We start from the raw sequence: 13,507 nt of genomic DNA, 5'->3' as shown, positions 1-13,507 counted from the left end.
GTTTTAATTTTAATTCATAATTTTAATTTATCTCAATAAGCTCAGCTTACTCTACTGTATTACTCAACGGTTTTGCAATGTCGTGCCCCCAGAACAAACAGGACCACCAGATAGGCGACCAGAATTCCGGCATGGAGCGCCATTTGCTGAGATGATTCTCCGGTCGTCCGTAAGGCAATATTGGTATGGGTTAAGGGCAGCAGGTAAATAATCCATTTTAATACTTCTGGCATCTTGTCAATGGAAAAAAAGGTTCCACATAAAAACGACATCGGTGTAATCACAAAGCTGGTAAATTTGGCCATATCTGAATGGGAATTAACCAGCAGTCCGATTAAAAAGCCCAGCGCGGAAAAAACAAAACAGTTTAATAGGGCAATCAAAATAAAATAAGGTGTAATCACTAGATCATTGGTGAAAATCGATACCATGATAATAATCAGGGTAGCCGAATAAATACCATAGAATGCCCCTGCGATGATTTTTCCCAATGCATAGACGGTCATATTTATCGGTGAGATCATATAATCTTCAAAGGTCTTGTAGAAAATTCTAGAAATATTAATGGTATTGGCGGTGTTGTTAAAACTGGTCATCATCGTGCTCATCCCAATAATCCCCGGGATAATATAGGCCATATAAGAAACCCCACCGATCTCAACCCCACTGCCTAGTCCCCAGCCAAAAGCGACCAGATAAAGTATCGGTGAAATGAGAAAACTGATGCTGGTAGCTACAAATTTTCGCTTGAAAACAGCAAATTCCTGCCAGAGAATACCGTATAATCCACTCATTATAATTCCACCCTTCTGTTTGTGAATTTTAAGAAGACATCCTCAAGGTTTGAGGGACGGATCCGGATATCACCTTCTAGCGAACCGGCATATTCGTTGGCTTTTTCTCTTGTCGGAAAGAACTCTTCATGGGTTTCTCCGTCAGCAAAATATTCCACCGTTACCTTGCCAACCTCTTCGATTAGATTAACCGGAGTGTCCAGTCTCAGCAGTTTTCCCTTATCAATCAGTCCAACCCGATCACAGAGGATCTCCGCCTCTTCGATATAGTGGGTGGTTAGCAGCACCGTTAAGCCCTTGGATTTCAGCCGTTTTAACAAATCCCACATTTTCCGACGGGCGGCGGCATCTAGCCCCACCGTTGGTTCATCTAAAAGCAAGAGCTCCGGCTCGTGAAGCAGGGCTCTGGCGATCATCAGCTTGCGCTTCATCCCGCCGGAAAAATTCTTGGTGAGATCATCTTTTCGTTCTGTGAGTTCCGTAAACGCAAGCATTTCAACAATTTTTTGTCGTCGTTTTTCTTTTGGCATCTTATACAGCATCCCGTGCACTTCCAGATTCTCCCAGGCCGACATTTCATTTTCCAGATTATTCTGCTGCGGGACAACTCCAATCTTTGCTTTGATCGAAATCAGGTTCCGATCAATACTTTCTCCACCAATGACAATATCTCCACTTGTTTTTGGTGTCAGGGTACTGATCATTCTCACGGTTGTTGTTTTTCCAGCGCCATTGGGGCCCAACAGGCCAAAGAACTCCCCATCCGCAATGGTGAGATTAAGCGCATCAACCGCTGTTAGACTTTTATATTTTTTTGTCAAATCAATTATTTCAAGCATTTGTTTCCCTTCCTCTTAAACCTTTTAATTCTCCAATAATTGCGAAACTATCCGCAACATTCACGGCACTTTCGCAATTCCAAACCGACATTTTTTGTTACCCTGCAGTCTTATTCGCTATAGTTTTCCAGATCCCCCTCAATGTCCATATAAATTTCCCGGAGTTTTTCGAGACTTTCTGCTTTCGCCTCCCACATCCCTCGCTGGGCGGCCTCGAACAGGCGCTCGGTCATATTCTGAATGGCCCAGGGATTAACGCTCTTGATCCACTCCCGGCGCTCATTGTTAAACAGAAAATTCTCCGAAATCTTTTCATACATCCAGTCTTCAACACTATCTGCAGTAGCATCCCAGCCAAAGACAAAGTCCACCATTCCCGAAATCTCCTGAGCACCCTTGTAACCATGCTCTTTCATCCCGTCAAACCACTTGGGGTTCAGAATCCGCGAGCGCATAATTTTAGCCGTTTGTTCTTTGACATTGTTTAGCGAAACCCGGGCTGGATCACTGCTATCCCCACAATAGGACTGGGGTTTATGACCCGAGGCGGTGCGGACCGCGGCAATCAGGCCGCCATGATAATTATAAAAATCATCGCTTTCTAACATATCAATTTCCATGGAAGATTCGTTTTTTATGGTAATCTGCGCCTTCGACAATCGTCGGGCAAAAACCTCGGTAACCCGTTTACCATGAACCTTTTTACCATAGGCGTGGCCACCCCAAAAAGTATAGATCTTGCCCAGATCGGTAAAATCTTCCCAATTCTTGCTGTTAATTAATTGGGTCACCCCAGCCCCGTAGGTTCCCGGTGGATCGCTGAAGATCCGCATCCCGGCTTCTTCCTGAGCAGTTTCAATACTGGCACCGTTTTGAATCAGCTCCCTGACCTCATTTTGAAAATTTCGTTTGATGAAGTTTTCTTCATCGCTTTCATCCAAACTGGCAACCAGGTTAACCGCTTCCTCCACCGATTCAATCAGATTGGGAAAGGTATCCCGAAACAGTCCGGAAATACGTAGGGTCACATCCACCCGGGGCCGTCCCAGTTCGGAAATGGGAATGACTTCCAGTCCAATAACCCGGTCTGAATTTTCCAGCCACTTGGGCTTAACCCCCAACAGATAATAGACTTCAGCAATATCATCACCAGAGGTTTTCATGGTTTCTCCGGCATAGACCACAATCACCATCGTTTCCGGATAACACTGCTCGTCTTCTAAATAGCGGTCGATCATTTTTTGGCCCAGCTGTTTGCCAACCTCCCAGGCGGCCCGGGTCGGCACCGCCGCCGGATCAATGGCATAGAAATTGCGACCGGTTGGCAATATGCTGACTCTGCCCCGGGTGGGCGCTCCCGATCCCCCGGGCGGCACAAACTCGCCATTAACCCCCTTAACCAGATGGGTCATTTCATCGGTGGTGGCGGAAAGTTTTGGCATCAGGGTACTGTTCATAAATTCGAAAACCGTCTTTAAATCAACCAGATCCGTCGGATTAACAGCTTTAAAATGACTTTTGATGTGGTCACTAATGGTGTCTGGTTCAGTCTTATTTTGCAGGTAATCTCTGACTACTTCCCGACTTAAGGCTTCAATCTCATTAAATTTCATCAAGTTAGTGACCCCTTCGGCATCCCGATGCTGGGGGTTATCTTTCAAAAATTCGTAATCCATCCCCATCGCTTTGGCAGTTGCCTGGGTTAATGACGGGATCTTGCCATTTGATAACCGCAGCAGGGAACAAACCAGCTGATAAAGCCGTTCCGATTCCGGCACCTGTCCAAAAATATGGAGTCCATCTTTAATTAAGGTATTCTTAATGCCTTCCACCCAGGTATGGAGTTTTTCTACAAAGGCTGGAAACTCTGCTTCCATCTCTTCCTGGCTGATATCCAGGTCGGTGAGGTAATTTTGTTCAATCACAATGGTTTGGATGTTTTGCTGGACAAAGGAAGTTTTCCCCTGGTCGGTGCTAACCGCCCGGTAATATTGTTTGATCAGGTCATCCAGCTCTTCCATCTCGTCATAGCTGCCACTCTGCGCCATCGAAGGAATCAGATGATCCAGAAGAACCGCATAAGAACGCCGCTTGGCCTGGATGCCTTCACCTTCGACGGTAATGCTGTAAGGATACAGATTGGGCAGGTTGGAAATGGCAATATCGGGATAACAGGCTGCCGACAAGCCAATTTCTTTGCCCGGCAACCACTCGAGCGTGCCATGGGTTCCCACATGAATCACTACATCGGCCTTAAAGCCATTTTTTAGCCATTTATAATAGGCAATATACGGATGGGGCGGTACAATATCAGTGCTGTGATAAACCTCTTCAGCTTTGTCCTCATAGCCCCGGGCTGGCTGGAGCCCAATGAAAATGTTGCCATTAAGAATTCCCGGCACCGGCATCTGATCCTTAAAGACCATGTTTTCCCCGGGCGGATCGCCCCAATCCCGGATCATCTCTTCCTGGACCTTACTTTCCAGCGCCTTAAACCAGGGCTGGTAGTCACTCTTATCAATCACCGCGACACTGCGTTTAAGGGCTTGTTCAGCCGATAAAAAGCGGGTGTCAAGGCTGACGGCGTCGATAATTTTTTGGATGATCTCATCGCCGCTATCAAAATCGTATTTGGTTGTAATCCCATCGGCCGCCAAGGCCTTAACCATATCAAAAACACTTTGGGGTGAATCCAGACCAAAGGCACAGCCGATCATATCATTTCGAGGCGGCATATTATGAAAGAGGATCGCTACCTTCTTGTCGGCATTCTCCTTTTGTCGTAGCTTTGCCCAATTGAGTGCCAGTTCGCAGATATTGACGACCCGATCCGCTATCGGTCGGTTAATGGTCTTATCGCCGATTTCATCTTTTACAAAAACCGAATAGGCAATCGTAAAGCTCATAATCTGACCGTCAAACTCCGGATAATAAACACTTCCGGGAAAAGACATGGCATCGATTCCGCACAAATTATCACACCAGTTTTCATAGCTCTGGAAGGTGGTCAGGGCCTTAATCACCGGTACATCGATGGCCTGATAAATGCTCTTTTCCACCGTTTTGGTACCATCCCCGGGATCTGAAAGGATACTTTGCGAATGGCTCATGGTGTTAATGATCACATCGACATTTGCGATTCCGGCGGTGGTGAAAATATGATCAACGACCCACTGAAAGCCTAAGCAGCCAATGGCGGGGTTAGGTGCTGAGGACGAATAAACCGCCAGCGGATGGGCTCCCTGTTTTCTGACTTCTGCAATCAGGGCATCAATGTGTTCTAAATTGTTCTCCTGCACCAATTTGCTGTACATTAAAATACCGACCACTGGTTTTTGGCTTGCCCGGGCTTCTTTAAGGGCGGTTTCAATGCTTTGTTCTTTACTTGATTTTTTGCTTGCTTCTGCGTTTAGTTTCTGGCCTGGGCAATAAATACCTTCCCAGCTGGAATGACGGGGCTCGCTGTATGCGATGTTAAGCGAGCCATAATAGGCCCCCAGGTATTTAATCAGGTTAAGGCAGTTTTCGGTGCTGGTGTCCAGAGCATATTTCTGAATCTCCCCATGTTCCCATGGTGAAATACCAGATTTTTTTAAAGCAATGACGTTTTCTTCATCACAGCCGGACCAGATAAAAAAGCGTTTCTTATTTTCAAATCGCTCCATCAGCGGCGCGAAGCTCTTAAATTGAGTGAGTCCGGCATGAATAAAAATCAGAATAAAATCAGCTCTTTCCAGTTCTGCCATGGCCGCGTCAAATGCTTCTTTGGAATCATCCAGCTTGTTGCTGGTAAGAAAGCTGACAGCAATTTTTGTTTCATCTTTAGTTACCGTTTCATTATTGGAAGATCCTTCACTTTTAAAAAGCCTGACAGCTTCCTTAAGATTGTAGGTGTGATCCATCGGTGAATGAATAAATGTTATCCGATACATATTTGCGCCTCCAGTAAACCAACTAAACAATCGGTCATCTTCTGGGTCATGGCTTCAATGAATCCATCTTTTGTGACACCTTGCCAGTCAGTGCCATTAAACCCTGCCAACTGGGGATTCATCCGTTTTAATATCTGCTTGGCTTCAGAAACTGTTTGTTCCATGTTGATCAGATCCCAATCGAATTGGTCCAGAAGATGAACGTAGAGGGAGGTAAGAACCACCAGTTCTGGTTCCTTATCCAGCTTTTCCAGCAGGCAAACAAATTCCGGCTTGGCTAAGTCATTCCCTGTTTTAAACTGATCCCAGATCGTATCCAATTTAATACCAAATCGCTGCATCCGTCTTAAAATGCTGAATTGCTGCTCGGGGCTAGCGCCCGTCTGTAAAAAAAGTGCTTCTTTTACGGCTGGTTTAACCGCTAATCCGATCAATTCCCCCAGTTTACTGTGTTTGCCGGCAAACTGATAATAGTTCGGGGATTCCCCGTTAGCGATCAAGATGGTGCCATCAGTTCCCGACCCGGTGGCCAATCCCCGAGAATACATGCTCCCCAGCAGCAGCTCCTGAATCGCTGCTGTTTTGGCCTCAGTGCAGGTGACCAACGCCCGGGTCAAAGTTTCCGGCGGCATGTTGCCATCGATGTAGAGGATAATATTAATCGTCCCCTCTTTGATTTCATGGAGCTTCCCATTAACCTCATACCAGGTGGTGGGATCGCCGACCCGACCACCATTGACCTCAATGCCTCCGGTTACGATGACGGTCACACTTAAGTTTTTATAGGCGACGGTTTTAATCGCCACATTTTCCATCGATGCAGCGGTCGTGATGCCTGCGGTATAATCGGCATCCAGGCCCAGTTCTTCGGTAATGATCTTCATGTGCTCCTGGTAGGTTTCCGCCCGGAGTTTACAGGCCATGCCAGCACCCTGGGTGGCGTCGTAATTAAAGACGGATTTAAGTTCTTCAGAATATCCGCCATTTAGGTGGGCTGTTGATAAAACCTTCACTTTTCTTTCAAAACAAATTACAATACTTTTCTGATAGCGGTGAACCGCTTCTCCTGTTGGTAACCGATGTATACGCATACTCTGATTCTCCCTCACTGAATTAATATTCATTCTCTACTCTTCTCTACCCCCTTTAATTGGTTCATCTCAGCCTATTAATGAATCAACAATTTCTTCAATGCTATCGGTATTAAACTGAGAATCATCAAAGGGGCGCTTCCGCATCCGATGGGGCAGAACAAAGATGGCCGCTTCTTTAATATCCTGGCTGGTCACCGATTCATTGCCATGATAGGCGGCGATCGTCATCGCTGTTTTCATCATCACGATATCAGCCCGATGACCATCGACTCCCAACGACATGGAAATTCTGGCGATGGTTTCAAGCAGCTGGTCATCAAAGCGGACATTTGGCAAAAACACCGCGGCATTTTGAATCCGCTCAACCTGTTCATTTTGATTGACTTTATACAGCTCATGAAAGGCGTCATTGTTTTCTTCAAAATCCAGACGTCGCTTAATAACATCTACTCTTTGGCTAATCTCCCCTTCACCGACAACATCAACAACCAGGCCAAAGCGATCCAGCAATTGCGGCCGTAAATCACCTTCCTCGGGATTCATCGTCCCCACTAGGGTGAATTTCGCCGGATGGGTATAAGAGATTCCCTCCCGTTCAATGGTGTTGACTCCCATAGCCGCTGAATCCAATAGAATATCAACCACATGGTCATCCAGCAAATTGACCTCATCAACGTAAAGAATATTACGGTTAGCCTGGGCAAGAATCCCCGGTTCAAAGCGTTTTTCACCGTGTTTAATAGCATGTTCAATGTCCAGCGTTCCCACGACCCGGTCTTCGGTGGCACTGACCGGAAGATCAATAACCTTCATCTTGGCTTTGACGATCGTGCTATCATGGTTTTTTATCTTTTCACGACAGCTCTGACAAGCTTGATCCAGATTGACTGGGTCACAGGAGAATTTGCAGCCTTCAGCCTGATCACGCTCCGGCAAAAGATCGGCCAGGGCCCGGACCGCGGTGGATTTAGCGGTTCCTTTTTCACCTCGGATTAAAACCCCACCCAAGGATGGGTTAATCACATTGAGAATCAGGGCCAGTTTCATTTTTTCCTGACCCACGATAGCAGTAAAGGGATATATTTTCTTATTATTCATTTATTATTCCTTTTCTTGTACTCGACATTTGCTGATTATAAGGAAAGCGAAACCGCAGTGACCAGACTCATGGCTTTCAGCTCATCAATCTGATAGCGGTCAGCATCCATTTGTTTCGCTAGTTTTTCAGCCAACTTTAGTTTTACAAAACGCTCATCGGTATCGATGACAATGGTTTTTATCTTTTCGACCCGAATCTTTCCAGCGGCTTTCATGGCTTCTTCAAAAGGATCACCCCGGTCGCTGTAGGTGGCCCGGCCATCCGAAATCAGGACGATTACCGGCAGCATATCCGCGTCTTTATATTTTCCGGCCTTCACCACCTCGTAAGCCATATTCAACCCTGCTGCCAGAGGTGTTCTTCCCCCAGTAGGCAGCGTTACCAGTTTCTTTTCGGCTAACTCAACACTTCTGGTCACACCCAGAGCCAATTCGGCGGCATCATGTTTGAAAACAATCATCCCGACCTTATCCCGCTTCTGATAGGCATCGTTGAGCATCGCCACAATGGCACCCTTGACAGCCTTCATCCGTTTATTGGCCCCCATGGAACCACTGGCATCAACGACAAAAATAATCGTATTTCCAGTTCGTTTTTCCCGAATCTTCACCCGGATATCGGATTTTTTAATGGCAATTGCCATCCCATCCTTTTCCCGGTCTTTCTGATAGGGTGCAGCGGTCCGAAGCGTGGCGTCCAAGGCTATGTCCCGGATTTCACCATTTATCGGAGAGCGGTTCCGCACATACCGTCCCTGAAGCGACGTGGTTACCATCAGGCTCCGTTTTCCACTGCCTTTGGAGATCGTCGCTTTTTCACTGTCTGAAATCCAGCGGGCAATCTGAAAAACAGATTCCGGTGCATCCAGATTTTCTGTTTCGCCCTGATAGAAATCATCCTCCGGATCACTCTGATCGGTCGTCTCATTCTCCGGCTCTGCTGATTCTGGCTGCTCTTGCGGTGGCTGTTCCTGATGTTCTTCCGATGATTCCGAATTTTCTGAGGAAGGGTTTTCGGGATGATCCGCTACTTCCGGTTCCGATTGAGATTGATCAGGCGCCTGCTGGTCCTGCTCTTCCGATTCTTCTGGCGTCTCAGGCGCTGTCGGCGGCGTAGCCTCCGGCACACTGTCTGCTTCCCGGACACGATGGGGCAGCGCATATTTAGCAGCTTCTTTGATATCTGAAATATTCAGTACCTTTCGTCCATCCTGGGCGGCTATGGCCCGAGCGGTTTCAATAATCACCAGCTCGGCCCGATGTCCAGCACAATTGGCTTCCTTGACCATCGATGCCGCCAGATTCATGGCATTTTCTGAAACGACAATAGCATCGATTTGATCCCAGGCGCCTTCAATCTGGTTGGATAAGGTTTTCATTTCTAAATGCCATTTCTTTTCGTAGTCGGCCGGGTTTTGTTCAAATTCAATCCGTCTGCGAATAATTTCTGCTCGAATCCGGATATCCGTTTCCCCTTCTACCTCGACATATAAGCCAAAGCGATCCAGAAATTGGGGGCGTAATCCCCCTTCTTCCGGATTCATACTACCAACCAGCATAAATTTTGCATCATGCCGATAGGACAGTCCTTCACGTTCAATAATGTTTTCTCCGGAAGAGGCTGCTTCCAACAGTGATTTGACCAGATGATCACTTAACAGATTGACTTCATCGACATATAGCAGATTACCATCCGCCTTTTTCAAGATTCCCGGTTCAAATTTTCTTTCCCCATATTTAATCGCATGCTCAAAATCGATATTTCCCAGCAGGCAGTCCTCAGTAGTGTTGAGTGGCAGTTCCACCAGCGCCGTTTCCTTTGTCAGTCGACAGACTCCTCGAACCAAGGTTGATTTAGCGGTTCCTTTTTCACCACTGATCAAAACCCCGCCGATCTTTGGATTAATGATATTCCAGATTAAAGCATTCTTTATTTCCGTCTGTCCAACAACCGCTACAAAGGGAAATACGGTATTTTTCATCATTTTTCGCTCCTCTTAACCAAGTGACTCCAGGCTTCCTTCCATTTCCAGGCATAGCTTTTCCAGTTTTTCGACACTTTCCTTTGAGGCATGCCACATTCCCCGCTGATTAGCCTCTAATAATCGTTCAGCCACATTCTGGAGAGCCCAGGGATTAACTTCCCGCATCCAGTCGGTGGTTTCTTTATCGAAGGCGTAACGGTTGGCAATGGCATCATACATCCAGTCGTCAATGACGTTAGTAGTGGCATCCCAGCCAAAGGTAATATCCACCATCGCCGAAATTTGTTTGGCCCCCCGATAACCGTGATTTTTCAAGCCCTCAATCCATTTGGGATTGTTGACCCGGGTTCGCATCACCCGGGAGGCTTCTTCATGGAGGCTCAGGGTTTCGATATGATCGGTGTCCGAAGTGCTGGGCACGTAGGCCGGCTTCTGGGAACCGCTATGGGTCGTAATCGCTGCAACCATGCCGCCAAAATAATTATAAAAATCGTCGCTGTCAAGCATGTCCACTTCCCGGGTCGATTCATTCTTCACCGCCACATTGATCTTGCTAAAACGCCGGGTAAAGACCTCTGGCATTTTTTCACCATGGACATCCTTCCCATAGGCATGACAGCCCCAGGTGGTGTAGACGGTCCCCAGATCGGTGACGTCATTCCATTTCTGACTTTCGACGACATTTTTGGTACCGGCACCATAGGCTCCCGGTGGATCACCAAACACCCGCAGCAATGACTGGCGTTCGGCCTGTTCCAGGGAAATACCCTGGCTAACCAGTTCAGCTACCTCTTCTTTTACATGCTTGCGGATATAGTTCATCTCATCGGGCTCATCCAGTGCAGCGACCAGATTCACTGCATCTTCCACCCGTTCGATCAGATTGGGAAAGGCATCCCGGAAAAGCCCGGTGATCCGTAGTGTCACATCGATTCTGGGTCGTCCCAACTCTTCCAGTGGGATCGCTTCAACCCCAATCACCCGGTCAGTGTTCCCCAACCAGACGGGTCGGGTACCCAACAGATAAAAGGTTTCGGAAATATCATCCCCATAGGTCCGCATCGATTCAGTGGCATAGACCAGCATCGAGACGCTCTCCGGATATTTACCTTCATCCTTCTGATATCGCTCCATCAGCTGATCTCCCAATACCTGGCCGATTTCCCAGGAAGGTCGGGATGGCATCGCACCAGGATCGACAGAATAGAAATTTCTACCCGTGGGCAGAATTCCAGCATTTCCTCGAGTCGGTGCCCCGGAGGGTCCCGGCGGGATAAACTTCCCATGGATTCCATTGATAAAGTGATCCAGCTCGTCGGTAATCCGCATCACCCGTGGCAACACAAAGCGACAGACATAATCCAGAGTTTCCTGCAATCGTCTGGTGGGGTTTTTATCACTACACTCAAACAGTTTGATAATTTGTGCAACAGCCTCGGGTTCATAATTTTGCTTTTCCAATTCCAGAAAAATATCACGACCAATTTCATCGGCCTCTGCTAATAGAATCCCATAGGATTTTCCATCACTGGTCGCTTTATCCGGTTCAGCCAGTAAGGCTTCATGATCCAGACCCAGTAAATCACAGACCCCATCCCGCAGCGAGGGGATGGTGCCATTACGGTTTCTGACCAGCATTTTCAGCATGTTCCTGAATTTATCACCTTTCGGAACCATCCCAAAAATGTGAAAGCCGTCATAAATATCACAGGCCTGAACGTTGGTAACCCAGGAGTGAAATTCATGGATACAGCCATCAATATCCGTTTCCATTTGTTGGGCGGTAATGCCAATATCGTCATGCAGATTCATCCTGATGGCCAATTCCTTGATTTCCTGCTGAATAATTGGCAGCTTTTTAGGATCTGCACTCTGAATATGATAGTACTGTTTCATCAACTCATCCATCTCAGCGAGTTCATCGTAAACTCCGGCTTCAAACATTGATGGCACCATATAATCCAAAAGGGTGGCGTAGGTTCGTCGCTTGGCCTGGGTGCCTTCACCGGGAGCATTAATAATATAAGAATAGAGATGGGGAATGGTACCAATGCAGATATCGCTATAACAATTTTTGGACAGCCCCACTTCTTTGCCGGGCAACCATTCGATGGTGCCATGGGTACCGACATGAATAATTACATCGGCTTCAAAAATTTTTTCAACCCAATTGTAAACCCCAATGTACTGATGGGGACAGGGGATATCGGTGCTGTGGTACATTTCTTCAGCCTTATCTTCAAAGGCTCGGGGGGGCTGCAGTCCGATAAAAACATTACCATTGAGAATCCCGGGAACGAGCAACTGATTCTCCACCGCCATAAAATCGCCTACCGGTTCGTCCCAATATTTGACCAGATTTTCCTGGATTCGGGGAATAAACTGATCAAACCACTTTTGATACTGTTCTTTCTTAACTGTGTCAATACTTTTTTTAAGCATCGCTTCCGGCGAAGACCAGCGACCGTCATTCGTCAATCCACTGGTAATACGGTCAATAATTTCTTTCCCATCCTCAAAATGATAGGCGGTAAAGATTCCACTCTCCTCCAGCGCATTCATCATCTCATAAACCGAAACTGGCGTATCCAGTCCGGCGGCGCCGCCGATGTTATCATTTCGGGGCGGATTATTATGAAGGATGATGGCCACCTTCTTTTTGGCATTATCTTTATGCCGTAATCTGGCCCAATTATGCGCTAGCGTAACAATCCGGTTAACCCGTTCAGCAATCGGTTTGGAAACCCGTTTCGAACCAAGGGGAGTGTCTTCATTTTCGGTGGTGGCAAAAGGATAGGCAATCACCTGACCGTCAAACTCTGGCTGAAACACACAAAAGCTAAGTGAAAGGGGGTCCAGACCCCGCACCGATTCATCCCACTCCGCCAATGATTGCAGGGTGGTCATGGATTGCAAAACCGGTACTTTGAATAATTCGAAAATGCTGGTATCTTTGAGCTTTGAGCCATCCCCCGGATCGGAAAGAATCGTCAGACTAAACGCTGTGGTATTGATGATGGCATCGACAATCACCTGACCATCCTGAATCATACAGCGTTCCAGCACATTGCGGATACCTTCACAGCCCAGATCCAGATCCGGCAGCATATCGGAATAAATACATAGGGGATTGACACCCTGATTTCTAATCTCACGAATCAGGGCATCGATATGAGCCAGATTATCCTTCTGAACCAGCAATACGTTGATGATAATACCAATAGTAAATTGACCATTGCTGCGAAGCTCAGTTAAATAAGCGGTCTCATCGGAGCTATCGCGATCTGGATCATAGATCCCACTCCATTTTGGCAGCACCGGTGGATCAAGGGGATATTCTCCACCGGCAAACTGATTGCCGATCCACTTGATCAGGTTTTTAAAATTTTTTACGCTGGTCGACTTGAAATATTTATAAATCGTCTTGAAGTCCTCCGGCATAATGCTGCAATCCGGAAAAACCTCACCGACCTCTTCTTCTATAGTAGTGTTAATAAAAAAAGGTTTCTGCTTTTTAAACTGATTAAAATAAGCATAAAAAGGTTTGAAAAAGGATAATGAACCATGAATGTTCATAAAAATGAAATCAGCTTTTTCTGTTACCTCAACACATTGGGCATAGACTTCACTATTTTCTAGCTCCGTTGTATTAAACAACGCCACCCTAAACTTACCGGGATAGTGTTTATCTAAATTGACCAGAGCCTCCCTGAAAGTCAGGAAAGGCTCCATACTGGTCATAATAATGACTAAATTTAACATTTT

At 46.6% G+C, this 13,507-nt stretch carries 7 protein-coding genes; all 7 read right to left on the bottom strand.

Annotated features, from left to right (window positions below; translation table 11 throughout):
* Nucleotides 1–59 precede the first annotated feature (59 nt).
* The 7 genes from DOZ58_RS16145 to cobN (DOZ58_RS16115) all read right to left on the bottom strand — a co-directional run bounded on the left by DOZ58_RS16145 (nucleotide 60) and on the right by cobN (DOZ58_RS16115) (nucleotide 13,504).
* The gene (locus DOZ58_RS16145; protein WP_111889241.1) at nucleotides 60–794 is read right to left on the bottom strand and encodes an ABC transporter permease; all 735 of its coding nucleotides are present in this window, start codon (nucleotides 792–794) and stop codon (nucleotides 60–62) included.
* Entirely contained in the window at nucleotides 794–1,633 is an 840-nt protein-coding gene (locus DOZ58_RS16140) for an ABC transporter ATP-binding protein (RefSeq protein WP_111889240.1), read from the bottom strand. The genes DOZ58_RS16145 and DOZ58_RS16140 overlap by 1 nt, the downstream gene beginning before the upstream one ends.
* A gap of 110 nt (nucleotides 1,634–1,743) precedes the next feature.
* Complete coding sequence (gene cobN / locus DOZ58_RS16135; protein WP_111889239.1) at nucleotides 1,744–5,565, bottom strand: cobaltochelatase subunit CobN; 3,822 nt, start codon at nucleotides 5,563–5,565, stop codon at nucleotides 1,744–1,746.
* The gene (locus tag DOZ58_RS16130) at nucleotides 5,553–6,656 is read right to left on the bottom strand and encodes an adenosylcobinamide amidohydrolase (RefSeq protein WP_111889238.1); all 1,104 of its coding nucleotides are present in this window, start codon (nucleotides 6,654–6,656) and stop codon (nucleotides 5,553–5,555) included. Before DOZ58_RS16130 ends, cobN (DOZ58_RS16135) begins: the two co-directional genes overlap by 13 nt.
* Before the next feature lie 69 nt (nucleotides 6,657–6,725).
* Nucleotides 6,726–7,757 (bottom strand): ATP-binding protein, encoded by a 1,032-nt coding sequence (locus DOZ58_RS16125; RefSeq protein WP_111889237.1) that lies wholly within the window; start codon nucleotides 7,755–7,757, stop codon nucleotides 6,726–6,728.
* Nucleotides 7,758–7,792: 35 nt separating this feature from the next.
* Complete coding sequence (locus tag DOZ58_RS16120; protein ID WP_242988526.1) at nucleotides 7,793–9,742, bottom strand: VWA domain-containing protein; 1,950 nt, start codon at nucleotides 9,740–9,742, stop codon at nucleotides 7,793–7,795.
* Between the two features lie 12 nt (nucleotides 9,743–9,754).
* Nucleotides 9,755–13,504: a cobaltochelatase subunit CobN gene (cobN, locus tag DOZ58_RS16115; RefSeq protein WP_111889236.1), complete on the bottom strand. Its 3,750-nt coding sequence runs from the start codon at nucleotides 13,502–13,504 to the stop codon at nucleotides 9,755–9,757.
* Between the last annotated feature and the right edge of the window lie 3 nt (nucleotides 13,505–13,507).

Origin of the sequence: Acetobacterium sp. KB-1 (assembly GCF_003260995.1) — a bacterium.
Classification (GTDB): domain Bacteria; phylum Bacillota; class Clostridia; order Eubacteriales; family Eubacteriaceae; genus Acetobacterium; species Acetobacterium carbinolicum.
This window is presented reverse-complemented; position numbering and strand designations above follow the sequence as displayed.